The sequence below is a fragment of the Prochlorococcus marinus str. NATL2A genome (assembly GCF_000012465.1).
Taxonomy (GTDB): Bacteria; Cyanobacteriota; Cyanobacteriia; order PCC-6307; family Cyanobiaceae; genus Prochlorococcus_B; species Prochlorococcus_B marinus_B.
The window spans coordinates 1,340,118-1,366,716 of sequence record NC_007335.2; the positions used below are offsets into that span (position 1 = coordinate 1,340,118).

28 protein-coding genes are annotated in these 26,599 nt (G+C 37.2%); 13 read left to right on the forward strand and 15 right to left on the reverse strand.

Features of this window, described 5'->3' with window-relative positions; translation table 11 throughout:
* Nucleotides 1-52: 52 nt before the first annotated feature.
* The gene (locus PMN2A_RS07370; RefSeq protein WP_011294922.1) at nucleotides 53-1,339 is read left to right on the forward strand and encodes a bifunctional cobalt-precorrin-7 (C(5))-methyltransferase/cobalt-precorrin-6B (C(15))-methyltransferase; all 1,287 of its coding nucleotides are present in this window, start codon (nucleotides 53-55) and stop codon (nucleotides 1,337-1,339) included.
* A gap of 3 nt (nucleotides 1,340-1,342) precedes the next feature.
* On the opposite strand, the gene PMN2A_RS07375 is transcribed toward PMN2A_RS07370, so the two are convergent.
* A complete protein-coding gene (locus PMN2A_RS07375) occupies nucleotides 1,343-2,251 on the reverse strand; it encodes an NAD(+) kinase (protein WP_011294923.1) in 909 nt (302 codons plus the stop codon).
* A gap of 92 nt (nucleotides 2,252-2,343) precedes the next feature.
* Entirely contained in the window at nucleotides 2,344-3,351 is a 1,008-nt protein-coding gene (pheS, locus tag PMN2A_RS07380) for a phenylalanine--tRNA ligase subunit alpha (protein ID WP_011294924.1), read from the reverse strand.
* A gap of 68 nt (nucleotides 3,352-3,419) precedes the next feature.
* On the opposite strand from pheS, the gene surE reads away from it, so the two are divergent.
* Nucleotides 3,420-4,208, forward strand: a complete 789-nt coding sequence (gene surE, locus PMN2A_RS07385; protein WP_011294925.1) for a 5'/3'-nucleotidase SurE — start codon at nucleotides 3,420-3,422, stop codon at nucleotides 4,206-4,208.
* Nucleotides 4,209-4,211: 3 nt separating this feature from the next.
* On the opposite strand, the gene PMN2A_RS07390 is transcribed toward surE, so the two are convergent.
* On the reverse strand, nucleotides 4,212-4,775 hold the full coding sequence (locus tag PMN2A_RS07390; protein WP_011294926.1) for a DUF3611 family protein: 564 nt from the start codon (nucleotides 4,773-4,775) through the stop codon (nucleotides 4,212-4,214).
* A gap of 27 nt (nucleotides 4,776-4,802) precedes the next feature.
* Here PMN2A_RS07390 and PMN2A_RS07395 point away from each other — a divergent pair, with 27 nt between their 5' ends.
* From PMN2A_RS07395 to PMN2A_RS10325, 5 genes are all read left to right on the forward strand, one after another.
* The gene (locus PMN2A_RS07395; protein WP_011294927.1) at nucleotides 4,803-5,756 is read left to right on the forward strand and encodes a bifunctional riboflavin kinase/FAD synthetase; all 954 of its coding nucleotides are present in this window, start codon (nucleotides 4,803-4,805) and stop codon (nucleotides 5,754-5,756) included.
* Nucleotides 5,757-5,912: 156 nt separating this feature from the next.
* A complete protein-coding gene (locus tag PMN2A_RS07400; RefSeq protein WP_011294928.1) occupies nucleotides 5,913-6,965 on the forward strand; it encodes a thiamine phosphate synthase in 1,053 nt (350 codons plus the stop codon).
* Complete coding sequence (gene thiS / locus PMN2A_RS07405) at nucleotides 6,956-7,174, forward strand: sulfur carrier protein ThiS (protein WP_011294929.1); 219 nt, start codon at nucleotides 6,956-6,958, stop codon at nucleotides 7,172-7,174. Before PMN2A_RS07400 ends, thiS begins: the two co-directional genes overlap by 10 nt.
* 18 nt (nucleotides 7,175-7,192) lie before the next feature.
* The gene (locus PMN2A_RS07410; protein ID WP_011294930.1) at nucleotides 7,193-8,158 is read left to right on the forward strand and encodes a DUF1517 domain-containing protein; all 966 of its coding nucleotides are present in this window, start codon (nucleotides 7,193-7,195) and stop codon (nucleotides 8,156-8,158) included.
* 126 nt (nucleotides 8,159-8,284) lie between these two features.
* A complete protein-coding gene (locus tag PMN2A_RS10325) occupies nucleotides 8,285-8,452 on the forward strand; it encodes a hypothetical protein (RefSeq protein WP_011294931.1) in 168 nt (55 codons plus the stop codon).
* 233 nt (nucleotides 8,453-8,685) lie between these two features.
* On the opposite strand, the gene larB is transcribed toward PMN2A_RS10325, so the two are convergent.
* Genes larB through era form a run of 4 tightly spaced genes read right to left on the reverse strand, consistent with a single transcriptional unit; the run spans nucleotide 8,686 to nucleotide 11,951 of the window.
* Nucleotides 8,686-9,333 (reverse strand): nickel pincer cofactor biosynthesis protein LarB, encoded by a 648-nt coding sequence (gene larB / locus PMN2A_RS07415; protein WP_011294933.1) that lies wholly within the window; start codon nucleotides 9,331-9,333, stop codon nucleotides 8,686-8,688.
* Nucleotides 9,334-9,335: 2 nt separating this feature from the next.
* Entirely contained in the window at nucleotides 9,336-9,791 is a 456-nt protein-coding gene (locus PMN2A_RS07420) for a TIGR03792 family protein (RefSeq protein WP_011294934.1), read from the reverse strand.
* Nucleotides 9,778-11,004, reverse strand: coding sequence for a tRNA (guanosine(37)-N1)-methyltransferase TrmD (gene trmD, locus PMN2A_RS10160; protein WP_011294935.1), 1,227 nt, complete (start codon nucleotides 11,002-11,004; stop codon nucleotides 9,778-9,780). Before trmD ends, PMN2A_RS07420 begins: the two co-directional genes overlap by 14 nt.
* 5 nt (nucleotides 11,005-11,009) lie before the next feature.
* Entirely contained in the window at nucleotides 11,010-11,951 is a 942-nt protein-coding gene (era, locus tag PMN2A_RS07430) for a GTPase Era (protein WP_011294936.1), read from the reverse strand.
* 51 nt (nucleotides 11,952-12,002) lie between these two features.
* Here era and PMN2A_RS07435 point away from each other — a divergent pair, with 51 nt between their 5' ends.
* Nucleotides 12,003-12,515 carry a hypothetical protein gene (locus tag PMN2A_RS07435; RefSeq protein ID WP_011294937.1) on the forward strand — a complete coding sequence of 171 codons (513 nt, stop codon included), beginning with the start codon at nucleotides 12,003-12,005 and terminating at the stop codon, nucleotides 12,513-12,515.
* Between the two features lie 43 nt (nucleotides 12,516-12,558).
* On the opposite strand, the gene PMN2A_RS07440 is transcribed toward PMN2A_RS07435, so the two are convergent.
* The 5 genes from PMN2A_RS07440 to PMN2A_RS07460 form a co-directional block, all read right to left on the reverse strand.
* Complete coding sequence (locus PMN2A_RS07440) at nucleotides 12,559-13,296, reverse strand: Bax inhibitor-1/YccA family protein (RefSeq protein ID WP_011294938.1); 738 nt, start codon at nucleotides 13,294-13,296, stop codon at nucleotides 12,559-12,561.
* 75 nt (nucleotides 13,297-13,371) lie between these two features.
* Entirely contained in the window at nucleotides 13,372-14,349 is a 978-nt protein-coding gene (locus PMN2A_RS07445) for a PhoH family protein (RefSeq protein ID WP_011294939.1), read from the reverse strand.
* 37 nt (nucleotides 14,350-14,386) lie between these two features.
* Nucleotides 14,387-14,719: a 30S ribosomal protein S16 gene (gene rpsP / locus PMN2A_RS07450; RefSeq protein WP_011294940.1), complete on the reverse strand. Its 333-nt coding sequence runs from the start codon at nucleotides 14,717-14,719 to the stop codon at nucleotides 14,387-14,389.
* 87 nt (nucleotides 14,720-14,806) lie between these two features.
* Nucleotides 14,807-16,270, reverse strand: a complete 1,464-nt coding sequence (ffh, locus tag PMN2A_RS07455; protein ID WP_011294941.1) for a signal recognition particle protein — start codon at nucleotides 16,268-16,270, stop codon at nucleotides 14,807-14,809.
* Between the two features lie 38 nt (nucleotides 16,271-16,308).
* Nucleotides 16,309-18,363, reverse strand: a complete 2,055-nt coding sequence (locus PMN2A_RS07460; protein ID WP_011294942.1) for an IMS domain-containing protein — start codon at nucleotides 18,361-18,363, stop codon at nucleotides 16,309-16,311.
* Nucleotides 18,364-18,477: 114 nt separating this feature from the next.
* Between PMN2A_RS07460 and pdhA the strand changes: the two genes are divergently transcribed.
* Nucleotides 18,478-19,554 carry a pyruvate dehydrogenase (acetyl-transferring) E1 component subunit alpha gene (gene pdhA, locus PMN2A_RS07465; RefSeq protein WP_225866303.1) on the forward strand — a complete coding sequence of 359 codons (1,077 nt, stop codon included), beginning with the start codon at nucleotides 18,478-18,480 and terminating at the stop codon, nucleotides 19,552-19,554.
* Between the two features lie 14 nt (nucleotides 19,555-19,568).
* Here pdhA and PMN2A_RS07470 read toward each other — a convergent pair whose 3' ends face one another.
* The gene (locus PMN2A_RS07470; protein WP_011294944.1) at nucleotides 19,569-20,510 is read right to left on the reverse strand and encodes an RpoD/SigA family RNA polymerase sigma factor; all 942 of its coding nucleotides are present in this window, start codon (nucleotides 20,508-20,510) and stop codon (nucleotides 19,569-19,571) included.
* Nucleotides 20,511-20,666: 156 nt separating this feature from the next.
* Nucleotides 20,667-22,214 carry a bifunctional ADP-dependent NAD(P)H-hydrate dehydratase/NAD(P)H-hydrate epimerase gene (locus tag PMN2A_RS07475; RefSeq protein ID WP_041711254.1) on the reverse strand — a complete coding sequence of 516 codons (1,548 nt, stop codon included), beginning with the start codon at nucleotides 22,212-22,214 and terminating at the stop codon, nucleotides 20,667-20,669.
* Nucleotides 22,215-22,258: 44 nt separating this feature from the next.
* On the opposite strand from PMN2A_RS07475, the gene mnmA reads away from it, so the two are divergent.
* Nucleotides 22,259-23,473, forward strand: coding sequence for a tRNA 2-thiouridine(34) synthase MnmA (gene mnmA, locus PMN2A_RS07480; protein ID WP_144043288.1), 1,215 nt, complete (start codon nucleotides 22,259-22,261; stop codon nucleotides 23,471-23,473).
* A gap of 11 nt (nucleotides 23,474-23,484) precedes the next feature.
* On the opposite strand, the gene PMN2A_RS07485 is transcribed toward mnmA, so the two are convergent.
* The gene (locus PMN2A_RS07485) at nucleotides 23,485-24,948 is read right to left on the reverse strand and encodes an apolipoprotein N-acyltransferase (RefSeq protein ID WP_011294947.1); all 1,464 of its coding nucleotides are present in this window, start codon (nucleotides 24,946-24,948) and stop codon (nucleotides 23,485-23,487) included.
* Between the two features lie 163 nt (nucleotides 24,949-25,111).
* Here PMN2A_RS07485 and PMN2A_RS07490 point away from each other — a divergent pair, with 163 nt between their 5' ends.
* From PMN2A_RS07490 to sodX, 3 genes are all read left to right on the forward strand, one after another.
* The gene (locus PMN2A_RS07490) at nucleotides 25,112-25,666 is read left to right on the forward strand and encodes an FKBP-type peptidyl-prolyl cis-trans isomerase (protein ID WP_011294948.1); all 555 of its coding nucleotides are present in this window, start codon (nucleotides 25,112-25,114) and stop codon (nucleotides 25,664-25,666) included.
* A 97-nt stretch (nucleotides 25,667-25,763) separates the two neighbouring features.
* Nucleotides 25,764-26,234 (forward strand): superoxide dismutase, Ni, encoded by a 471-nt coding sequence (sodN, locus tag PMN2A_RS07495; protein ID WP_041711032.1) that lies wholly within the window; start codon nucleotides 25,764-25,766, stop codon nucleotides 26,232-26,234.
* The gene (gene sodX, locus PMN2A_RS07500; RefSeq protein WP_144043289.1) at nucleotides 26,209-26,586 is read left to right on the forward strand and encodes a nickel-type superoxide dismutase maturation protease; all 378 of its coding nucleotides are present in this window, start codon (nucleotides 26,209-26,211) and stop codon (nucleotides 26,584-26,586) included. Before sodN ends, sodX begins: the two co-directional genes overlap by 26 nt.
* Nucleotides 26,587-26,599 lie beyond the last annotated feature (13 nt).

Sequence of the window (26,599 nt, forward strand, 5' to 3'; positions counted from 1 at the left end):
AAAATAGTAAAGCTATAAAAAAGAAATTTTTCTAAGCCCATTCATTTAAACCATGCCTGATGAGTCAAAACAGATACACGTAATCGGAATTGATACTTCAAGTGTTGAAAGTTTTTTTGAAGCTAAAAAAAAACCAATTTTTAAAGCTGAAAGAATCACTGGTCCTCAAAGAATTTTAGATTCATTCAAAACTTGGTTAAAGGATAAAAATATAAAAAACAATAAGTTCGAGTTCTTTTCAACTGACAAACTAAATGACTTTATAGATCTATTAAAAAAGGACAAGAAAAAAACAATTGTGTTTTCTGGTGGTGATCCTCTTTGGTTTGGGATTGGTAGATTATTAATTCAAAACTTTCCTTTATCAAATCTTTATTTTGAGCCAGCCGCGACCTCTTTCCAACTCGCTTTTTCCAAACTTGGCAAACCTTGGCAAGATACACAATGGATCAGTCTTCATGGAAGAGACCCGCTTCAATTAGAAAAAGCAATTAAAAAGCTTCCTTCTTCACTTGTGGTTTTAACTGACTCAAATAGAGGAGGAGCTAAGGAGGTTTATCAATTAATGGATTCCTTGGAACTTCAGAAAAAATATGAATTTTGGACTTTCGAAAGGCTTGGATATATCAATGAAAGAATTCTAAAAATATCTTCTGTTGATGATTTCCCAATTGATCTTGATCCATTGCATCTTGTGATTCTTTTAAAAAAAGAAGAGCCTCTAATACAATCAATAGATTTACCTTTATTTGGAATTGTTGATTCAGTTTTTCTTCAAAATGCAGACTGCCCTGGGTTAATGACAAAAAAAGAAGTTAGGGTTCAAATTCTTGCCGAACTTAATCTCCCAAAGCAAGGAATAATTTGGGACATAGGAAGTGGAGTTGGGAGTATTGGTTTAGAAGCATTAAGGATATCTCCAAATCTAAAATTAGTATCCATTGATAAAAGAGTTGGAAGTACAAATATAATCAAGGAAAACGCCAGAAGGCTTGGTGTTAAGCCATCATTGATAATTGAGGATGAAGCATTAAATATATTTAAACAAAATAAAATTACATCTAGTCTTTCAAAACCAGAAAGAGTTATTATCGGAGGCGGTGGCTCAAACTCACATTTAATTCTTGAAGAAGTTTTGAAGCTGATAAATAGTACTTGTATAATAGTTATACCACTAATATCATTAAAATCTATATCAAAATTAGAGTCGATTTTAAAGCCTAAAGCCCACAAGTTATCTATTAGTCAACATCAATCGTATAGAGGTGTAAGTATTGGAGAAGATATAAGATTATCTCCTTTAAATCCTGTTTTTATTTTGAAGGGTGAAATTAAATAATTTTTATGTTTTATCAGGTTTCGCAACGTGGGGGAGTCCCCAACCTAATTTATTTCTTAGAACTTGAAAGAACTCATGATCAGAAAGTCTAATGAACTTAACTGGATGATCACTTTTTCTAATTAAAACTCTATCCTCTGGCCATACATAACAGCCTGCACTACCATCAACTACCATCATTAATCTTTCAGGTGTGGCAGGAAAAACCGTTACTGGCTCTTCGTTGCTAAAGACAAGAGCTCTAGATGCTAATGAATGAGGAGATACAGGCGTAAGCTGTAAAACTGGACAATCAGGAGTAATCACAGGTCCCCCGGCACTGAGTGAATAAGCAGTTGAACCAGTAGGAGTAGAGAGAATTACACCATCTGCAGAAATATCGACGGGCGCATGCCGACCAACAGAAATTTCAAAATGACACATACTTGTCATAGGTTCTCTATGCAATGCCATTTCATTGAGGCAAAGAGCTTCCCATCTACATTGATCACCTCTCATAACACTCACTACTAGGCTTGTTCTTTTCTCAATACTCCATTGCCTTGCAACTAAATGTTTGAAAATTTTATCTATATCTGAAAGATACGCCTCAGCCAAAAAGCCTAAATGTCCAGTATTTACAGTGAGTATGGGGATACCCAATGGTGCAGTTTGTCTTGCTGCAGACAAGACAGTCCCATCACCTCCCAATACAACGGCAAATAAAATTGAAGAATCAAAACCTTCTGGAATACATGAGTTGTATCCTTGTGAACTCATATATTGATCAGGATTAGTAAAACCTAATAAACCGCCTGCGCTACTTACTCTTACGACCTCAAAACCAGAATCTTCTAGTTTCTTTTGAAAAGTTTTTGCTGTCTTAACAGCAAGCTCTTTCCCGTCATTAACGATCAGTCCTACTCGGGGCACCGATCATACTTCACAAACTATCGCACAATATTAGCAATTAAATGTCAATATTATTTATTTATAAATTAAAATTTAATTCAAAAAATCCAACTCTAAAATTGTTCTAAAAATCTGAGATCACTTGTATATAACTTTCTTATATCATCTAGGCCATGACGAACCATGCAAAATCTTTCAACCCCTAGTCCAGCAGCAAATCCACTATATTTTTCTGGATCAATCCCTAATTCCTCTAAAACAGCAGGATCGACCATCCCGCAACCCATAACTTCTAACCACTTTCCTCTCCATTGGACATCAACTTCTGCTGATGGCTCCGTAAATGGGAAATAGCTAGCCCTAAATCGAATAGGAAGATCTCCAAAAAATGCTTTTAAAAAGGCCATTACTGTTCCTCTTAAATGACTAAAGTCAAGCTTTTCATCAATTGCTAAGACCTCAACCTGGTGGAACACAGGCGAATGAGTTGCATCAACTGCATCTCTTCGATAAACCCGACCGGGTGAAACAATTCTTACAGGTGGCTTTTTGCTTTCAAGGCAACGAATCTGAACAGGCGATGTATGAGTTCTCAAAAGGTATTCACCTCCCAGATAAAAAGTATCTTGCATATCTCTTGCAGGATGATCAGGTGGAATATTCAGTGCCTCGAAATTGTAGTAATCATTCTCTATCTCAGGACCTTCAGAAACTTGGTATCCAAGACCCAAGAAAAGATCGATTATTTGCTCAGTAGTTGTTATTAAGGGGTGGCGATGTCCTTGAGTAATACCTGTTGGAGGCGCTGTAACATCTATAGTTTCCTTTATTAATATCTGACTTAAAGCTTGAGTTTTTAAAATTTCAAGCTTTTCCTTGATTAGTTCTTGCAATTGAGTTTTTAAAACGTTCGCTCTTTGACCAATTAAAGGTCTTTCTTCATTAGAAAGATTTTTCATCCCTCCCAATAGGAGTGAGAGTTTTCCTTTCTTTCCAAGGAAACTCAACCTTAATTTCTCTATTGATTCAGAATTTTCAGCAGAAGCAATTTCTTTTGCCGCCTCGCTTTCTAGAATCTCAAGCTCACCGATGAGCTGTTTTAGGGATAATGTTGAACTCAATGAATTGCCATCTCGAGTACTAGTTTAATCGGCAACCTGTCCCAGTTCTAAAAACTAATAGCAAAAAAATGAAACCATTGAAAATTTTAATCAGTAATGATGATGGTGTTTTTGCAGAAGGGATAAGAACACTTGCCACATCTGCAGCGAGCAGAGGACATAAAGTTACTGTTGTTTGTCCAGATCAAGAAAGATCCGCAACTGGTCATGGATTAACTTTACATTCGCCCATACGCGCTGAAAAGGCAGACGAATTATTTGGGGGAGGTATTAAAGCTTGGGGATGTAGTGGAACCCCTGCTGATTGCGTAAAACTCGCACTTAATGAACTTCTTGATCAAAAGCCAGACTTAATTCTTTCTGGAATTAATCATGGGCCTAATCTTGGTACGGATATTTTTTGCTCAGGGACTGTTGCTGCTGCACTTGAGGGGACCTTAGATGGGATTCCATCTATTGCGGTGAGCGTTGCAAGTTTTCAATGGAAAAATTTTAGTTTCGCTGGGAAACTTTCCTTAGATATTGCAGAGAAAGCAATTCAACAAAATTGGCCCAAGAACTTACTCCTAAATTTAAATATTCCCCCTTGTGAAGAAAAAGAAATGGGTGATTTGGTTTGGACAAGACTTTCAATCAGACAATACGAAGAACAATTCATTCGAAGAGTCGATCCAAGAGGTAATACCTATTTTTGGATGGCTGGGGAAGCAGTAAAAGATCTTCAATCTGCAGGAGAAGGGCCTAAGGGATGGCCAAGTGATGTCTCTCAAATAGCTTTATGCTCTCCCTCACTAACTCCAATTCAACCTGATCTTTTTTGGAGAGGAAATTTAGATGATTTGCCAAACTTAATATAAAAATTAGTTTTTCCTGAAAATCCTTTGCAATAACCATAAAGAAAAAATCAGCCCAATCAAATGGGCAAACAAAACCTGGGTATTACTCAAGACAGAAAGCATTTCTAGAGAAGTAATTGGATAGTTTTCCATTGCTCTCATACCTGTTCCAATGGAAATTCCAGGAGCTTGCATTGAAGCCTGCACGAACAAAGCTCCTGCTAAAGATTGATATCCGACTGACGAAAAAACCAATCCTACTAAATCGACAATCAAGCCTCTCTTTAGTAAGCGACTTGTTTCACCTCTACTTGGGCGCGCCTCGCTGCCTAAAGCTCTACCAGTCTTTACTATCAACCAGCCTTGCCAAAGGCTAAATAGCAATAAAATAAATGCCAATGTCGTGAGAGACAAACCTGGCCCTAAGCCCAATGCTCTCTCTGAGTTTCTAGCTAAACTACTTCCAACATTGTTGAACAACAAAACACCCACTACCACTACACCTAAAATTGTTTGAATCCAAAATCGAAGCCAACCAATTCTTCTCATCCCTAGAGAAAGCAATTGAAAGTCGCGTTGATCTGCCATCACGATGAATAAGGCGATAAACCAAACTTGCCATCTAAGCACAAAAATTGCACGTTTATCTTGATCCCTCTCTGTGCTCCTGAAAACGCAAAACTGCCTACAGCACTAGCCTTAGGTAGTTTTGACGGTCTTCACTTAGGTCATAAAAAAGTAATAAAAGCCATATTAAAAGAGCCAATTGGTGTTCCTACAGTTGTCAGTTTTTGGCCTCACCCACGTGAGGTTCTCTTTGGAGAATCAAGATTAAGATTGGATTTACCAAATGAAAAAACATTCTTACTTGAGCCTCTAGGAATAGAACAACTAGTTTTGGTTCCATTTAATAAAAATCTTGCTTCAAAAAGTGCTGAAACATTTGTAGAAGAAGTTCTAGTAAAAACCCTTCATGCTAAACACATAGCGGTTGGAGAGAATTTTAGATTTGGTCGCAATCGAGAAGGTGACACTTCTACTTTAAAAAAGATTGGTACCTCTCTAGGGATAAAAATTTCTATTGTTCCTATCGTTGAAGACAATCATGGTCGACTTAGTAGTAGCAGAGTACGAAAAGCGCTCAATGACGGTGACTTGAAGCATGCAAAATACCTATTGAAGCGTCCTTACACCTTTAGGGGGACGGTGGAGAAAGGAAGAGGTTTAGGGAAAAAAATTGGATGGCCAACTGCAAATTTAAAAATAGACGGGCGAAAATTCCTTCCATCATTGGGGGTTTATGCAGCTTGGGCTTCCATAGCAAGCAAAAAAGAACGTTTCTTAGCAGTGATGAATATGGGCCCTCAGCCAACTATTGATCCAAACTCCTTATCAGCAGTAGAAGTTCACCTTTTAGACAAAGAAATCAATCTATTAGGACATGAATTAATTATTGAACCTGTTCAAAGAATTAGACTACAAAAAAAGTTTGATAATATCGAGGCACTGAGCAAACAAATAAGTTCAGATGCAAAATTGGCAAAAGAAATACTGACACAAAAGCTTTAAACTAATTAATTGTGGGATAAGCGTTGGATAATCCCCAAACTACAAATAAACCTATGCCTCCTAACAAAAACACCCCCCAAAGAAGCACAGTCATATTGTTCTCAGAATCATTTTCCACAATAAAATTTAAATACAAATCATCAAATAAAGGATGACATGAAATCAATACCTGTCACCCCTCCTTCTGATAATCGTATTGCTCAATTAATTGACGCGAACCTTGATCGCGCTAGAGAGGGGCTTAGAGTTATGGAGGATTGGTGCAGATTTGGTTTAAAGAGGAGTGATTTTTCGATTCAAATCAAAGATTGGAGGCAACAATTAGGAGTACATCACCACAATATTTATCGAAAAGAAAGGCTTACATCCATCGATCCAGCTATGGGCATTTCACATCCGTTACAAACAGTCAGATCAACCCCAGAGGATGTATTTATTGCGAACTCATCCAGAGTTCAAGAAGCCCTAAGAGTAATAGAGGAATTCACTCGAACAACAGATCCGCATCTTTGTGAAATAGCTAGCAAAATTAGATACGAAACTTATGATATCGAGATAAAGGTACTTAATTCGACAGAAGGCGTAAATAAAAGAGAAATCTTAAAAGATTGTTCCTTATACTTAATAACCTCAAACAGTAGAGATCTAGAAGAGGTTGTTCTTTATGCTCTAAAAGCTGGTGTAAAAATAGTTCAATATAGAGAGAAATTTTTAAACGATAATGAAAAAATTTCACAAGCTAAATGTTTAGCCTCTCTTTGTAAAAAATTCAATTCACTTTTTATAGTCAATGACCGTATTGATATCGCACTCGCCGTTGACGCCGATGGAATTCATTTGGGACAAGAAGATATGCCAACAAAAATCGCGCGACAGCTACTAGGGGCTGAAAAAATCATTGGCAGAAGCACGCACTGTCTTGAAGACATCAAAAATGCCGAAGCAGAAGGCTGTGATTATATTGGTATAGGACCAATATTTCCCTCTGAAACAAAAAAGCAACTAAATCCAATTGGAATTGACTACCTAAAAAAAGGATTAAGTGAAACTCTCCTACCTGCTTTTGCTATTGGGGGAATGAATAAATCAAATATCACAAAATTAAACCAAATCAATAACCTTCGCATAGCTGTGTGCAATGCAATCATTAATTCAAATAATCCCTTTTCAACAACTGATGAACTTATCAAACTTCTAAAATGCAATTAAAAATTAACGGCGAAATTAAAACCATTAACAACTCGAATGAAGAATTACTAATGGAAGCTTTGCTTGAAAACTTAGGTTACAAACCTCAGTTAGTTGTAGTTGAATTAAATGGTGAAATTATTAGCCCAAAAGTTTGGACAAATACAAAAATCAAACATGGAGATTGCTTAGAGGTTGTGACAATTGTTGGTGGAGGTTCCTACAGTTAGTCAATCCTGAATAAATAAGTGTTCAAAACTATTCGCTTTAGTTGGATTAAAAGAAAACAGATTTTTTCTTTTCTGGTTGTTTCAACAATCATCTTTTTTTCTTTATTTACCAATCCCAACACTGCATCAGCAGCTAGTGGAGGAAGAATAGGTGGAGGAAGTTTTCAGGCGCCTTCATCGCCACAAAGACAAAATTACGGAGGCTATGGAGGCAATAACTTTCGAGGTTATGGAGGTGGGTACAGAGGAGGAGGTATTGGTTTTCCTTTCTTATTGCCAATATTTGGCTTTGGTGGAGGTGGGATTTTTGGTTTTTTAATACTTATGTCAATTGTTGGTGTAATTGTTAATTCATTTAAAAGCTCTTCAAATTTTTCCAACGCAAGCAATAACTCAATAGTTTCTCAATCAACGAACCCATCCAAGGTTTCTTTAATTCAGTTTCAAATTGGCTTACTGGCAAGTGCAAAAGAAATTCAAGTGAACCTAAGGGGGCTTGCTGCCTCTTCAAACACATCAACGTCATCTGGCCTTCAAAGAGTTCTTCAAGACACAACACTGTCCTTACTTAGGAAGCCTGAATTATGGGTCTATTCAAATATAGAAACAGGTTCTGTTCCATATACCTCAGCAGAATCAACATTTAATCGGATATCAATAACTGAAAGAAGCAAACTAAAAGCAGAGCTCACATCAAACTATTCCGGTCAAATATCTAGCTCAACAAATAAGCAATCCAATCCTGGGGATTCGGATTCAACAAATGAATACATCGCAATAACGATTCTCGTAGCAACAAAAAAAGATCTAAGTCTTCAAAACTCCGCAAACACCGAAGTCATCACAGAAGCTTTGAGAATCTTAGGGTCAATATCATCTAATGACTTAATTGCCTTAGAAGTTATCTGGCAACCTGACGGAGAAGGAGAGACCCTGAGAGAAGAAGAACTAATAATTCAATACCCAAATCTTAAACATTTATAAAGTCAGTGTCCAAAATAACCAAAAAACGGATTTCTTTATATTTTTTTCATCTTATTTACGTAAACAACAGTCAATTTTTACGTAAATAGCAGTTAGGATTCGCTCACATATTTATCAACTACGGAAGTGTCGGCTTCTTCGCAACCAGAACCTCGCTCAATGAAATGGGAAAGCTCGGGAGAGTTAGCTCAAAGAGATCTATCAGAATTAGTCACTCGTCTTCTAGATGTTGAATCGAGCAACAATAGTGATGAGCTAACAAGACTTAGTAGCAAATATGACGGAGAATCTTAAGACTACAAATAACCCCTTGCGCTCCTCAATTTATTAGTTCAACTTAGGGGGAAAGAAGTGAGTTTAATGAGAAGAAAGACTATTCAATGGATAAATACTCCTGTTATTTCTGAAGCAATATTCCGTTATGAGAAAGGTCTGCTCCCTAATTCAATGAAACTATGGTTAGAGCAGGTTCTAGAAATAAAATCCGAAAAATCTATCCAAAAATCCTTGACAAAATAAAATCAAAATTAGGTTGATAAAATTCTCATAGCAGCCATTGCGGCTCCATAACCATTATCAATATTCACTACTACTAACCCTGGCGCACAACTTGCAAGCATTCCCTCCAAAGCAGTTTTACCGCCACCACTAATCCCATATCCAACTGAGATAGGAAGTCCAATAATTGGCTGAGGGATTAACCCAGCGAGCACCGTAGGTAAAGCTCCCTCCATTCCGGCACATGCAATAACCACTTTTGATAATTTTATTTCTTCAATCCTGTCTAGCAATCTGTGAAGTCCTGCTACGCCAACATCAATCAACAATTTAGTTTTTATGCCATGAAAATTCAAAGCTATTTCTGCTTCTGATGCCACTCCAACATCACTGGTTCCTCCAGTCAAAATAATTACTTCTTCCTTAGAAGAAGTACATTCCTTAAATTCCCCCAAAGTTAGGCAACCAGATATTTCATGAAATTCTGCAGAAGGAAATTCAACTAGAAGTTTTTGACCCTTTTCTTTAGTTAGTCTTGTCACTAAAGCAGTTTCACACTCAAGCTGATATTTTTTCAATATTTCAGATATTTGTTCAATTGTTTTATGCTCCCCCCATATTGCCTCAACTACGCCGATTCGAGTTCGCCTCTGAAAATCAATAATTGATTCATTCATTTTTACTCTGGATTTAATTCCCCCTCAAAGATCAATGGAAAAGGATTTCCACTTTGTTCACCTGTTTCATTTCTGGCAATCTTTTCAAAGTCATGCTGGACAAGATTTATTTCTGTCTGCGAGATGCTTTTCCAAACGGCTCTTGACTCCCATCCAATTAATAAGGTTGCTTCCTCTTCTTTAGGATCCCAAAAAAGTTGGCGTCCTAAAAAACCATCTTGTTTTAATAACCATGGCTCCCAACTTCCTTCTTCAGCTTTTAACCAAGCATTTTTAAATTTTTTCGGAACATCAAGCTTAAGGTGCTCGACAATAGATTCCTTTGGAAAATTCATTTTCAATAAAGACTCAGCTTGAATATTTTTCACGTTTCCAAAAACAGTTGAAATAAAAATCACACATAATAAAAGGAAACTAAATATTTTTTCGATAAAATATTTAGTTCTAAGAGTTTTCATTCCTTTTGATTAAAACAACTGCATGACAACATATACCCTCTTCTCTTCCCTCCGCACCTAATTTCTCATTTGTAGTAGCTTTAACTCCTACATCATCAATGTTCAATCCTATTGTCTTAGATATCTTCTCCTTCATTAAGTCAATATAAGGTTTTAGTTTTGGCCTTTCAGCGACAATAACTGAATCAATATTTTGAATTTGCCAACCTTTATTCTCAATTAATTCCATGACATGTCCAAGCAGAATTAAACTGTCTGCATTTTTCCACTTAGGGTCATCTGGAGGGAAATACTTTCCAATATCTCCCAATGATAACGCACCTAATATTGCGTCCATAATTGCATGAGTAAGAACATCTGCATCACTATGCCCATCAAGGCCTAAACCCTCTGGATGGTTTAACTCAACCCCTCCAAGAATTAAAGGTCGTCCAGAAACCAATCGGTGCATGTCATAACCGTTGCCTATTCGTAAGTTCACTTCAGTTTTCAATAATGAACTTCTTTTAATAAATGATAATTGGTCGAGCTTCCAAAGTTCGAACAAATCGGGTCTACGTGACTTCGTCCTGATTTCTCTTTGCTTCTGCCTCCATTCTCTAATTAATTTATGATTACCACTTAAAAGGACATCAGGAACTTTCATACCTCTAAATTCTGCGGGTCGGGTGTATTGGGGATGTTCTAAAAGAAACTCATTATGACTTTCTTCTTTTAATGATTCGGCACTGCCTAAAGTTCCCGGTAATAGACGTACAACTCCATTAATAAGAGTTATTGCAGGAATTTCTCCACCTGTAAGAACAAAGTCTCCAATTGAAATTTCTTCATCAGCTAAAGACCTAATCCTTTCATCAAATCCCTCATAGCTACCACATATCAATATGAGTTGATCTTCTTTTGACCATCTAGAAAAATCAGGTTGAGATATTTTTCTACCTTGTGGAGTCATCAAAAGTATTCTTTTTTTATTGAGCTTTGGAATTTGATCAAAAACCGAAAAATAGGGTTCTGGCTTTAAGACCATTCCTGCGCCTCCGCCATATGGCTCATCATCAACTTTTCGATAATTATCCATAGCGTGGTCACGAGGATTATGTATATGAATTGATGCAATCTTCTCTTCAAATGCTTTTTTTATTAGTCCATGATTAAAAAAATTTTTAAAAGCTTCTGGAAAAAGGCTTACGACATCGAATCTTAATTTACTCATATAAATTAGCTACCTTCATAACCAAACTCATTAAGCCGAGAAGATTTACTTCTCCAGTCAGGCACAACTTTAACAAACAGTTCTAGATAGACATTTCCATTAATTAAAGTTTGAATTTGCATTCTTGACTCCTGGCCAATTTTTTTCAACATGCTTCCCCCTTTACCTATTAAAATTCCTTTCTGACTTTTTTTCTCAACACAAATAGTTGCAAGAATTCCAGTTCTTGATTTCTGTTCAGATTTTTTTTTCGATGTTATGTCTTCAATTTTATCAATAGAGACTGCCACACTATGAGGTACTTCTTCGCGTGTATTTATTAAAACTTGTTCTCTTATAAATTCAGCTATCAAAAACTTCTCAGGATGGTCACAATTCATATCACTTGGATATAGCTGAGGTCCAAAAGGTAGTGTTTCTTCTATTTCACTAATTAATTCATTACATCCCTGACCTGTAAGAGCGCTACAACAAAAGACTGGCCAATTAGTACCCTCTAAAAATTCGAAATATTCTTTCTTTCTTTCTTTAAATTGACTCAACGCTAAAAGATCCCATTTATTCAAGGCAACAATGACAGGGATTTTTAAATTTCTGATCAAATTCAAAATAAATGCGTCCCCCCTCCCTGGAGAATGGCTGGCTTCAAAAATAACTAAGACTGCATCAACATCTCCAATAGATCTCTTGGCACTCTGAACAAGTCTTTCACCCAATAAATGATGTGGTTTATGAATACCAGGAGTATCTACAAAAATAATCTGAGACTTTTCATTCGTGAGTATTACTTTCAATCGATTTCTAGTGGTTTGAGCAATTGGAGAAGTAATTGCTATTTTCTCACCGATAAATTTGTTGATGAAAGTTGATTTGCCTACATTGGGTCTACCGATTAATGCAATAAACCCTGATTTAAAATCCTCTTGACTCAAATCTCCCAAAGACATTTCCTTTCTCTACGATTATCTATAGCCTTACTATAAAAGTGCAATAAAACCATGAATGAGAAGAAACCAACTTTTAAAGAAGCAATGGAAGCAACAATGATTTGGTGCAAAAGTTGGGAAAATGATGAAATAAGTGACGAAGTTATTTCTGATCGAATTGGCGAGCTTATTAAAACGGTGGAAGGTGCAAGAGGATTTTTTGTTGTAAGTCTCTCAATAGATTGTCCATTAATGGATAGATTCCCAGATGCTTTGATTTTTCAATTAAGAAGTTCTGGAGATATTATTGTTGATTTAACCGTAAAAAATCTTGCAATGAGTTCAGCCATGGTAATAACACATCATGATAATAATGATTCACAAGAAATCCAGTCAGAGAGAATAAAAATTCGATGTATTGAGTTACTTAAACTGTTAGATTCAAATCAAGTTAAAAAACGTTTAGATGTTTTACTTGAAGCAACAAAAGGAAATGGAACGGACTTGAAGTTTATTAACAAATGGGGTTATAACGCTAAACAAATCAATGCAATATCAGAAAGTATCTATGAAGTTGCGACATAAAAAAAGAGCCTTGCGGCTCTTTTTTTATGTCTGGTTTATAGAATTAATCTCTTCTTCCACCACCTTGAAGAGCAATGATTAAACGAAGAACAAAAACAAATAAGTTTATGTAAGTTAGATACATTCCTAATGCTCCAGCTAAATACTGCTCGTCGTTATATCTTCTTGGCATTGTGTAGAAATCTACAAAAGACATTGCAACAAAAAGTACAGTTCCAAAACCTGCAATCATCAATTCAAAGCCACTGCCTCCAAACATTCCTGGAGCAAATAAACCTCCAACAAATTGGAAGACCATAGCGATAATCAAACCAAGCAATCCAAGACCAACTGCACCTTGCAAAGCTTGGCCAACGTTATCACTCATTTTCCTGCCAACTGAAGAAGCAATTACGAAAGTAATTCCAGTCGCAAATACTGCGGTTCCTATCGCGCCCATTCCTGCAACTTGAATTGCTAAGCCAACAATCCCACTGAGAGTAAAACCAGTAAGCAAGCTAAATCCAGTCAAGAGTGGAAGAGCTTTGGAGTTATTTGCATTATTGGCAGCGCTACTTGCCATGAAGAATAAAACTATTTCTGCAATAAATGCGACTATAAATAAAGGGCCGAATAAAGGATTGTTAGTTGCTTGTAAAGAAAGTCCACCTAAAACACCTAATCCAGTTAATGCCATTCCTCCGCCTACATAAGGCAAGGCTTTGTTTACTACATTTGGACCAATAAGTGCACTAGATTGTGCTTCACGAATAGCTTGTTGAAAATTGCTGTTTGCTGGCATAACGCACCAGATAATTATTAATACCTATTCTGGCACAAAAAAAATAAGTCTCCATGAATGTGAATGCGGATCACCCTATCGTCTTTTTTTATCTAGTTCTGCATAAGCATCAACAACGCTTTGAACGAGTGGATGTCTTACTACATCTGCTGAAGTAAGTCTGCAAACTGAAATTCCATCAACCTTTTCAAGTAAGTCTGCAGCTTCTATAAGTCCGCTCATTTGTCCATATGGCAAGTCAACCTGGGTTATATCGCCAGTTACTACCATCCTTGACCTCTCACCTAATCTGGTAAGGACCATCCTCATTTGTGCTGGTGTCGTATTTTGAGCCTCATCAAGTATGACAAATGATTCTTCTAAAGTCCTCCCTCGCATGTAAGCCAAAGGCGCAACTTCAATCACGTTTTTTTCTAAAAGCAAATTAGTTTTTTCTTGTCCAAGTAAAGAGTGGAGAGAATCATATAAAGGCCTTAGATAAGGATCAACCTTTTGCTGTAAGTCCCCAGGTAAAAATCCCAATCTTTCGCCAGCTTCAACTGCAGGTCTTGTCAAAATAATTTTCTCAATTTTCCTCTCAGTTAGCATTCGCACAGCTAATACAGTTGCCAAGAAAGTTTTTCCTGTTCCTGCTGGGCCTAAAGCAAAAGTAAGATCACTTTTTTCCATAGCTTCTACATAAAATTTTTGTCTAATTGTTCTTGGTCTTAAAAGATTTCCTCTTTGACTTCTCGCTAAAACTTTATTTGTGGATTTGGCATGATCATTTTTTTTGCCATTATCCAATGCTTTAGCCGCAGCATGTAAATCAACGGGCGAGACAATTTGCCCTTCTTCCCAAATTGGCCTAACTAATTCAACAATTGCTGCAGCTTTCTCTAATTGGTAAGAATTTCCTTTTATTTCGAGTTGCAAGCCCCTTAAGGCAAAAGCAGCACCTGTAAGGTTTTCTAATCTATGAAGTGTTGACTGACCAGTTCCGGCTAAAGCAGTAGCAGCATCGGAATCAGGCAGATCTATACAAAAGCGACCTTCAGTGGTTGCTTCAGACATAAAATTTTTTGAAGTTATTGATACTTATCAAAACTTCTTATTCAGAAGTTTCGGATGCAGCTGCATCTTTTTTCTTTGCTGATCTTTCTTTTTCTTGTTTTTGCTTACCTAGGACTTCAGCTGGTCTAACTTTCTTTTCAAGGAGTCCTCCTTTTTCTAATAAAGTTCTTACAGCATCAGTAGGTTGTGCACCTTGCCCTAGTCGAGTTCTTAAAGCCTCTGTATCTAATCTGGTTTCTTTGGTTCTTGGATTGTAAAAGCCTAGTTCTTGTAGGGGGCGACCATCTCGCCTTGAAGTGCTATTACATGCAACTAGACGAAAACTGGTTTCACGCTTTTTACCAAACCGCTTGAGGCGGAGCTTGATCATCTTCGATTTATTTGTAAGTGGATTGAACTCAAAGGTTCTTCATCTTGATAATACTCCACGGATGATTAATTTAGCCTTTTGATATCTCTAAAGATCACCAAAACCTTTCTTTTTCTTAATTGGTCGCTGCCTTCGGGGGGGCAAACCTGGACCTCCTTTTCCTTTTCTTGACTGATATGGATTAGCACCAGATGAAGGCATACTAGGGAGTCCACCCATACCAGGGAGACCTCCATCCATACCGGGAAGACCTCCTCCTGTAGACATCTGCTTCATCAAGCCTCGCATCCTTTGAAAATCCGCGAGAACCTTATCAACGTCTGCTGGCTTATGTCCACTGCCACTTGCAACCCTTCGACGTCTTGATGGTTGCGCTGCCAACAATTCAGGTTTATTCCTCTCCTCTACTGACATTGAACCAATCATTGCCTCGATTTTTTTAAGTTGATCTTCTCCACTTTTAATCATTCCATCATCAATTTTATTCATTCCAGGAATCATTTTCAGCAGCCCCCCTAACGAGCCCATTCGCTTTATCATCCTCATCTGTTTTACGAAATCTGAAAAATCAAAAGTTGCTTCTTGAAGCTTCTTTTGCATGATTTCTGCATCAGCAATTTCAACTTCTTTCTGTGCTTTTTCGACAAGAGTTAAAACATCGCCCATCCCTAAGATTCTGCTAGCCATCCTCTCGGGATAAAAAGGTTGCAATGCCTCAACCTTTTCTCCAGTACCTATAAATTTGATTGGTTTTCCACTGATTTTTCTTATAGAAAGAGCAGCTCCACCTCTCGAATCTCCATCTAGCTTCGTGAGTACAGCGCCTGTTATTCCTACTTTTTCATGAAAACTTCTGGTGATGTCTGCGGCCTCTTGGCCAATCATTGAATCAACTACCAATAAAACTTCATCTGGTTGAACGGCCTCTTTAATTCGAACCATCTCTCCCATCATGTCGGTATCAATTTGGAGCCGCCCAGCAGTATCTACAAGAACAGTGTCAAATCCTTCATTTTTAGCTTTTTCCAAGCCTTTTTTAGCAATCTCCTCCGGCTTTAAATTAGAACTTAAATTAAAAACCTCAACATCAATTTGTTTTCCCAAAGTTACTAATTGATCAATAGCGGCTGGTCTGTAAGTATCGGCAGCCACAAGTAATGGCTTTTTATTTTTTTCTTTAAGAAGCAATCCAAGCTTTGCTGTAGCGGTTGTCTTTCCAGCTCCCTGAAGTCCAGCCATCAAAATGACCGTTGGCTGTTCCTCTGAATTTGCCAAGGGGTCATTCTCTCCTCCCATAACATTCACAAGTTCTTCATGAACTACTTGAATGAATTTCTGTCCAGGGTCTATCCCTCTTACAACTTCTGTTCCAACTGCCTTTACTCTTACTTCATCAATAAATTCTTTTACTACAGACAAGCTGACATCTGCATCTAATAAAGCTCGTCTGACCTGCTTAAGTGCTTCATCAACATTCTCCTCTGAAATTTTAGCTTCACCTTTAAATGCCTTTACAGCATCTTCAAATTGATTAGTTAGTTCCTCAAACATTTTCTTAGAGTTACAGAAATAATTTAAAAAATTATTTTTTAATTTCCACTAATATAGTCAACTATTAGCCAGTTTTTTTTATTCTTACCTATTATATATTTAACTTTCAAAGAAGGAATAACCGTTTCAGATAAAATCTCACCCGAAGAACTAATCAATTTATCTTGATAGTCTAATTCAACATCTGCTGCAATTCTCCTGTCAGATTTTTGAACAATATTGATTGAAGTTATATCTGCATTAATAATCTGTCTTTGTCCTAATAGTTTATCTTTCTTTCTCTGTTCAATAACTCTATTGAATAGAGAGGTTCTAGCAACAGAAGAAAGAAACTGACTTTCCGAACCATTCAAAATGTCCGCCTTACCTTCCAACCATGATTCAACAAGAGATTTAATTTCTTGATTTGAGGGGTCTAATGAAGTAAGAGGAATTGATTTTTTTAAATCTAATTTTTCTTTATTATTTTCTATTTTAGTTGATACATTATCTCTATTTTTAATATCTTCTGGTTTAACCAATTCAGACTTAGAGATATTGCTGAGATCATTATTTTGCGAGGGTTTTCTTTGCGTAAGGACTCCTAAGCTTGTTCCAACAATAAATAAACCAATAAATGCTAAAGAACTTGTATATATCGGACGTTTTAATATGAAAGATTTGAAATCTGAGTTTTTTATCAATTCAAATGTTGAATAATATTTTGAAACTATCTTTTCAACCAAATTAGATCTTAAGAAAATTTCTTTAATATCTAATCGTGATTTGAAAGAGCTTTCATTAAAATTCTCACCTAAAGCCCCACCCGGCATTGGCAAATCTGCTTTTTCCTCCAAGTTTCTTGATGAATTATTCTCAATTTGTTGTTCAGGGGTCAATGACGATAAGAAAGAAAATCCAGCTTTTGCAATACCTAATGCCCCTTTTGCTTCCAACTGCTCTACATAAACTTGAACTTCTTGGCTAGCGAACCAATCATCAAGATTTACAGTTTGTATCTCAACATCGCTAAAACCTACTAATACATCTTTTTTCAACCAATTTCTACAGTAGTCGCATAGAGCTCCCAATGTTTCGCCTGGGTAATTGTCTAACCAGTCTTTTAATTTCTCATCTGAACTACTTCGAAAACGAGACTCTGCTTGCGTGACATCTCCTAATAAAAGATCTAGGCATCCAATTAATGGCATAGGGTCAAAGCCATTAATGTTGATATTTCGAAGATATTTCCGAGCTTCTTGCAAGAGTTCTGGTTTCCTATAAGAATAGCCAGAAGCAATCAAAGCAAAAGCAGCAAGAAAGCCAGCATCTTCGGAACCTCTTCTATACCAGTTTACATAAATTTTTGACTGTTCTTTAGCAGTTAAAAATTTTCTGATTTGGAGGAAAAATAGCTCAAAATCATTTTGATTTAATCCTGCTATTTTTTCTGAATTTCTTTTTCCTTCGAGTCCACCTCTTTTATTAACAAAGTCATCCAGCAACATCAGGCCTTCCCGATGAGATTTTTCGTCTTCTTTCTCTCTACTTAATAAATCAAGAATTCTGTATGGAAGTAAAGACTCTAAATCGGATTCAAGGGTTTTTCTTTCTTCAACAAGCTTTCCCATCCTCTGCAATAACTGTATGCCTTCCTGAAGCAAATCAGCGCCTGAAGCGTATCTTCTGCAAGCTTGCTCCTCAATAGAAGCGTCTCTACAAGCTAAAGCTGCTATTAATGTTAAATCTGACTCTCTACCACTTCCCAAGGCTGGAGCTTGTGGAGGTTGTAATGCTTTTTTTGCAAGCTTGAAAGCTTGGAAAGAAGCATTTGATTCCCACAAGAGAAGTAAACCAGCAACTTCTCTATTTGAAGATAATTCAAGCCCAGACGAACCCTCAATCAAAGCGAGTTCGTAAGATTGTCGTTCAGCAGGATTAGATAAAAGATCAGCAGAAAGCCTTAGAAGCTCAGACCTCTGAGCTAAAACTTCATAAGTAAAGCCTTGCTTGGGAGGACGATCTAGCCTTAGCTGAAAAGCCCTGAGGACCTCTTCAGCATTTGCAGAAGGGCTAACCCCCAATAAGCGAAAATGATCAATAGGTAATTCCAATCGCTACTAGGTAATCAGAAAAAAAGCTCTAGGCATCGTAAGGGGTTTTAACCATTTTGCATCCATTGACGCTTAAAGTCTAAAAAGGATTGATAAGTGAATATGAACGAAGTCATGTCTCACAACCAGGACAAAACAGGCCAAAACCCTATTCAGCACAGGGAACACGCCGACAGGCTAAGCAATCTTGGAAACACCAAACCAGCTCAAATCAATAGAGAAATTGGTTTAAATCTTTTCAAAGATATGACTTTGGGAAGACGATTTGAAGATAAATGCGCTGAAATGTATTACAGAGGGAAGATGTTTGGGTTTGTTCATCTTTACAACGGGCAAGAAGCAATAAGTACAGGTGTTATTGGTGCAATGAAACGCAAACACGACTGGTTTTGCAGTACCTATAGAGATCATGTTCATGCTCTGAGTGCTGGAGTCCCTGCGAAAGAGGTGATGAGCGAGCTATTTGGGAAAGAGACAGGCTGCAGTAAAGGCAGAGGTGGATCTATGCATCTGTTCTCTAAAGAACATCACCTACTTGGAGGTTATGCCTTTATTGGTGAAGGTATTCCAGTTGCCCTTGGAGCAGCTTTCAGCAGTAAATATAAAAGAGAGGCTCTTAAAGAAAATAGTGATTCTGTAACTGCAGCATTTTTTGGAGATGGTACTTGCAATATTGGTCAGTTTTATGAATGTTTAAATATGGCCCAGCTATGGAAATTACCGATCATATTTGTAGTCGAAAATAATAAATGGGCAATTGGGATGGCCCATGACAGAGCAACTAGTGAGACAGAAATATGGAGAAAAGCTTCAGCATTTGGTATGCCAGGCGAAGAGATTGACGGTATGGACGTTTTAGCAGTAAGAGGGGCTGCCGAAAGGGCCCTAGAACGGGCAAGAGCTGGAGAAGGCCCCACTTTGATAGAGTGTCTCACTTACAGATTTAGGGGGCATTCATTAGCTGACCCAGACGAGCTTAGATCTGAGAGGGAAAAGGAATTCTGGGCTAAAAGAGATCCAATTAAAAAGTTAAAAAATGATTTAACTAGTTCTGGCTTAGTCTTTGATGAAGAATTAAAAAATATTGAGAAAGAAATTGATCTAGAAGTTAACGATGCAGTTGAATTTGCTTTAAACGCCCCAGAGCCTGACCCTAGTGAGTTAACAAAATATATTTGGGCAGAAAACTAAAATTAGATAAAAAATCAAATTCCACTTGGAAGCTTTCTAGTGAGATTCCTCAATTTCCTTAAAGCTTTTAGCTCAACTTGCCTTACCCTCTCGCGTGAAACCTGTAACAATCTTCCTATCTCTGCGAGAGTATGTCTTTCATTACCCTCTAAGCCAAATCTAAGCCTAATAACGTGCTGTTCTTGTTCGCTTAAATGACTTAACCACCTTCCAAGTTGTTCTTGATGAATTTTTTGTTCTACCTTATCTAGAGGTTCTTCTCCAGAACCGTCAGCTATTAGATCACCTAAAAAGCTACGACCTTCATCTCCATTAACGGGTGCGTCAAGACTGCTTGTGGTCAGAGCTTGTCTCAAAATCGAATCAAGTTCTTCTAACTCAATTTCCATTGCCTCAGCTATTTCAATACGGCTGGGCATTGCACCGAGCTTATGAGCCAAATCTAAGCTGACTTTTCTAATGGTCGCTAATCTCTCACTTAAATGAACAGGTAATCGGATTGTTCTGGACTGACAAGCTATTGCTCTAGTCATGCTTTGCCTTATCCACCAAAATGCATAAGTAGAAAACTTATATCCACGAGTAGGGTCAAATTTTTCTACCGCTCTTTCTAACCCAAGAGAACCTTCCTGAACTAAATCTAAAAGTTCAAGACCTTTTCCCTGATATTTCTTTGCAACACTGACAACCAACCTAAGATTGGCCTTCATCATTCTTTCCTTTGCCCTTCTTCCAATTCGAATCAATCTTCTTTGATGAGAGGTAAATTCTTTGCTCTGCTCTTTAATCTGGCCATCCTCGGTAAGACTCATCAACGTTTGAACTTGATTACCAAGTTCAATTTCCTCAGCAGGAGTTAAAAGAGGAACTCGTCCTATGGAGGAAAGGTACCAACTAATTGGATCACTGCTGCGTCGTTTTTGTGATTCAGCAGGCTTGGGTGCAGTTGAAACCATTGTTTCTTGGCCCCGTACTAAAGTGGTAAGACTTTCCTACAGAAATCGCAAAAGATGCCAAGGTTTCATGAAGGCTTCAGATTCTGTTGACGATTAGTTAACAAATGACACCAAATGGACCATTTAATGCCTTGAAGATGGTTGTTTCAAAACATTTCAAGTGCTTTCCTTTTTTATTAATTCACCAAGAAAAGTGCAAATAGTGCTCGCTGTGCTCCCTTTTATAGAAAAAGCCCCTGCATATGCATGCATCAAAGCTGATGCAGCAAGCAAACTTGTATCCAATTTTTTATCACTTGCCAGTCCAGAAGCACCCATCCCTGAAACAAACCCAGCCAAAACATCGCCAAGGCCAGTTCTTGCAACACTTGAATTCACTTGCCCTATTTGCCAAGTTTTACCTTCTGGATCAGAGATAACACTATGAGCACATTTCAATAAGACAGAAGAACTGCAAGTTTTTGCAGCTTCAATTCCAGCCTTCAATGGATTCGAGCAATCAATTAAAGGAAATAACCTTTTAAATTCTTCAAGATGAGGGGTAAGCCAAGTGGGACCTTCCCTATCATTTAGCCACTCCCAACCTTTTGATGTTATTGAGAGCCTATTAATTGCATCAGCATCAAGAACAAGTAGGCCTTTGAAATCCTGCAAGTCAGAGCCAAAACAATCTTTTTCGTCTGCAATCCCCAATCCTGGTCCGAGCAAAATCGAGTCAAACCTATTCAAGTCAACTTCATTTAAAACTTTGGAGAAATCTGAAGAACCGTCCTGAAAAGCAGTTAGATCTCCAAGTAACAAGACTTCAGGGTGAGTAATCCAAAGAGCAGATGAAACGGAATTGGGCAAAAATGCACTAACACTACCTACCCCACTTGCTAAAGCTCCATTCAAAGCAAGGGATGCTGCTCCCCTGTATTTCTCACTCCCTGCAATCACCAGAACTCTTCCTCTCTGATATTTACTTTTACTTTTACTAAGCATGGGCCAAACAAAAGTAGACAAATCTGAAAAAGAAATCCTTAAAGGCTGTGTTTCAGGAAAACCAGCTAAGATCTTATCTGGAATTCCGATATCTACTCTCTCTAAATTACCTACATAATCAATAGCTGAATCTTGAATTAATCCCGACTTAAATAAACCCAAGGTTAATGAAGAACTGGCTTTGCATGATGTATTTGATACTATATTTCCATTATCTGAGTCTAATCCTGCAGGGACATCAATACTAATTAACTTTTCAGGACTAAAGGTCTTCTTCGAATTCAATAGGCGAATTATTTCATCAGAAATAATTCTTGATTGTCCTAATCCAAATAAAGCCTCAATCCATAATAAATCTGAATTTGAATCGGGTTTACGCTCCAAGTTTTCAATCCCAATCTGCATTGCATAATGAAAATGTTTTTGTGTTAATTGTTTTTTTAATGGGAATGGACACCAAATAGAGATATCAACGCCTGCCATATAAAGTTCTCTCGCAACAACAAGTCCATCGCCTCCATTGTGACCAGGCCCTACCAAAACGATTGCACCATTTTCAATCAACCCATGCCTGTCTAATATCCATGAAGAAATACCAATTCCCACTTTTTCCATCAGAGCTTCAACAGGCATACCCATAGAAAACATTTCTTTTTCTATGTTTTGCATCTGCTCTGAAGAAACCATCAAATGTTCCGAATCAGATTGAGGCCAATTCAAAATCAAAAAGCAACCAAACCCACTATGAATAGAAGCTACTATCAATGCCCATGAATGTGGAAACAAGAGAAACAAAAAAAGTTTTAAATCATTTGCCTTCAGAAGAAACAGTCGAGAAAACATTAAAAAGACTGCAAACATTTTCTGGAAGTCATTCAGTTGTAGTAGGGCTTTCCGGAGGAGTAGATAGCTCCTTAACGGCTGCTCTACTCTGTAAAGCTGGATGGGATGTAGAAGGATTAACTTTGTGGCTAATGAAAGGAAAAGGTTCTTGCTGCTCTGATGGATTAGTTGATGCTGCAGGGATATGTGATCAACTTGGAATCAAGCATCACATAGTTGATTCAAAAGAAATCTTTCAAAAAGAAATCATCAATAACGTCTTAAAAGGATATGAGGAAGGAATTACTCCTTTGCCGTGCTCGCGCTGCAACAAATCAGTCAAATTCTCAGAAATGCTCAAATGGGTTAAAGAAAATAAAAATATCGAAAAGATCGCAACTGGGCATTACGCAAGGATTAGATACTCAAACGAATCTTTCAATGAGAATGATCTTCCGAGTGATGGAATTAAAAGACATAAGCTTTTAAGAGGTAAAGATCTCAACAAAGATCAAAGCTATTTTTTGTATGATCTCCCTCAAGAAATTTTAGGAAAAACAATTTTCCCACTTGGAGAATTAACTAAAGAGATAACACGAATAGAAGCTCTTAAACATTCATTAAAAACTGCCAAAAAGCCAGAAAGCCAAGACCTTTGTCTTGCTGAACATTACGGATCAATGAATGCATTTATTGATAAGTATTTACCTCAAAAGAAAGGAGAGGTTGTACTTAAAAACGGTCAAATAATAGGCTCCCATAATGGAATTCAGCATTTCACAATAGGACAACGAAAGGGATTAGGTATTGCTTGGGAAGTGCCTTTACATGTTGTTGAAATTGATGCCTCTTTAAACAGAGTAATTGTTGCCCCAAGAGAAGACTCTGGCAAGTCAGAATGTATTGTAAAAGATATAAATTGGGTATCAATTGAAGCGCCTCAAGAACCAATTGAAGTTGAGGTACAAATTAGATATAGAAGTAAAGCAATGAAAGCAAAGTTAATACCAATTTTTGATAGTAATAAAGAAAATTATTGTTATAAATGTAATATTCATTTTGAAAAAGATCAATTTTCAATTACGCCTGGACAAGCAGCAGTATTTTACAAGGGTGATTATGTATTAGGAGGGGGACTTATTTCAAAAGAGTATTAATATCAACCATACTAACGTAATCGTAAAACACCTATTAAACTTATCAGAATGACTACTATCATTGGTAAATCAGAAATTAATGTGTACAGTGTTTTCTTTCCATTTAATTCCAGATCAGCTAGTTGAACTAATTCTTCATTTGGCTTGAGGAGGGTATCAATTCTTCCATTACTTTTAATCAAAGATGTTGGTCCGGTATTAGAGACAGATATTAAATTTTTTGATGTTTCAATACTTCTTAATTGAGCAATAGATAAAAATTGTTTCTGCAAAGAAATAGGATAGGGATCTAAATTTGCAATCACTAAAATCCATTTTGCCCCTTGATTTACTGCTTTAGCTATAGCTTTCCCATTACTCAATTCATAACAAATAGCACCTGCAAAAGAAGGCCCCTCCCAATCAAGAAGTCTTGATGGATTTCCACTTTCAATTCCACCTACTGCCGAGAGACCATCTTTCAAAAAATTAGGCAATTCAGGAATCCATTCGCCCAGCGGGACTAATCTAGATTTGTCCAACACATCCGAAAAAGACTCTTCACCTGGATTAAAGACTAATAGTGAACTTCGTATAGAACCATTTATTTTCCTGAAACCTCCAGAGAGAAATTTAATAGAAAAATCTCGAATCTTTGATCTATCCAGAGGCAACGTTCCTTCTGGAGCGATTAAAAAAGATGCATTCATTTCAAAAGCTTCAGTTAATGCTCTATTTACTTTTGAGGGCAAAGCATTTATCTCTTCCTGACTAAATTTTTGTCTTATTGGAATATTTGTTTGCCACATCGCAACCTTTTCTGATGAATCAGTTGGAGAATCAAACAACAAGATAAATCCAAGTAAATGAGCTAACAAAAAATAAGCAAAGCCAAGAATAATAAATTTCTTGGCTTTTTTTCTAGCTTGAAAAGCAATTGAAAGTTGCCATATCCACCATCCAGCTAAAAGATGGATGGTGGCCAAGCCGCCCGAACCTATCCATCTTGCTAATCCAGCCAAATATCTATCTTGTGGTAATAAACTTGGCCCTACACCCATCCAAAACAAAGGGCCTCTAGATAGTAGTTCTTCAGAAAGCCCCCATATTGTTGACAATAAAACGGCATAAATAAACTTATTTTCTAATTTAGAAAACTGAAGTCTTCCAGGAGCCAAAAAGCAACTCAAAGCTGACCAAATAAAAACCAGCCCCCCTCCAAAGGCTCCACAAAAAAGCCATATAAAAATGGTTATTGGTAAACTTAAATTTGAGCTTATCCCTACCCAACTAATTGGATGCAAAGATAGCAACCACTTATGACTCCATAAAATAGCCATCGCACCCCAACAAAAGCCTCCCCATGGATTTTTACTAGCAGGCCAAAGTAAAGATATTCCCAAAAGCATGAAAATATAATTGCCTTCACTAAGAGAGATTCCTGCTAGAGCTCCACCAGCAAAGGCTTTAATAAAAAGAGAATAGATATTATTCATAAATCCAATTTAATTAAATATACACCGACAAAATTCATACTCTCTGGTTAGTTATCTTTTAAATGGATGTAATTTGGGTATTAATCTGCAAGAATATTTTCGAGTACTTAATATTACTGTGAGAGAAATCTTAATTAGCTTCTCTGTTTGCCTTAGCTGCTTGATGATTGCAGTGATTAGCCAAATCATCTCACCGACTCCAACGAATGCCTTACAAATTGACCAACCAATCCAAGCGGATGTAAGGCAATCCACAAAAACCAGCGAGTCTGTAACTAATCCATTTGAATTAGACCCAGAAGACCCAAATCCATCACTTTTTACTATGGCTTCAGATAAAACCAGTGCAAGCAACTCTCCTCTTGGAGGAGCTGAGATAGGAGCATCTCAAGTAACTTCAAGTGGGCTAAAAATTACTGAATTAGTTTTAGGTGATGGTCAAGAAGCCACCCCAGGAACAAGTGTCTCAGTAAATTACAAGGGTACTCTTGATGATGGGAAAGAATTTGACAGCAGTTATGGGAGAGGTCCTTTTGAATTTTCTTTAGGTGCAGGGATGGTGATAAAGGGTTGGGATGAGGGAGTCGCAGGAATGAAAGTTGGAGGTAAAAGAAAATTAGTCATTCCACCAGAATTGGGGTATGGCAGCAGAGGAATAGGTCCAATCCCTCCTAATTCAGTTTTAACGTTTGAAGTGGAATTATTAGGTGTTAAGTGAGTTTCTTAAATTATTCAGAAAGCTCTAGATAAAGTTATGGCGTTTGTTGACAAACGCCATTAATGTAAAAAAAATAATGTTCACAAATTATTCTCAGATGTTGAGCGAAACACTTACATCAATCTTTAAAAAGCTTCCAGCAAAATCTGTTCACGCTCACTGTGACGGACCTTGCGGTGTATATGACCCTTCTTCAGCAAGAGTTACCGCAGAAGCAGTTTTGTCTATGACAAAAAAACTTATTGCTCTAGCTCCAGCTGGTAACGATCAAGCTTCCATTTCAGCTTATAACAACACTTTTTCTCGCTTCGTTGCGATTAAAGAAGAAGAATCACAAAAGGCCAAAAAAGAACTTCTAATCCTCTGGACTGATTACTTCAAGCCTGAGCACTTAGCTACATATCCAGATCTTCATGACACTTTTTGGAAAGCAGCAAAGCTTTGTAGTGCATGCAAGGTAAATATTGATCAAACCAAGGCAGAAGAATTATTAGCAGCTGTACAAAAGATTCACTCGATGTTTTGGTCATCAAAAGGTAGAAGTGATAGCTGGGTTACCGCAAGCTGATAAAAGTCTTTTCCACAAGCCAGACTTATTTACTTTATTTACTTTAATAATCGGTTACCGACAACATTTACGTGTTGTCGGTACTTCTATGGAAAGAACTCTTAAAGAGGGCGATTTAGTAACTTATACAAAGTTAAACCCAAAAAATATTGACTTAGAGATTGGCGATATCGTCGTTGCCTCTCATCCAAAAACAAAAAATAAGTTAATAATTAAAAGAATTCATAGGATTTATCAAAATAAATTTGATTTAAGGGGAGACAACTCATTGTCAAGCACTGATACTCGAGAATTGGGTTTATTTGAATTAGATTTAATCATTGGGAAAGTAGACAAAATCTTCTCTAACTAGACTTATGAGATTG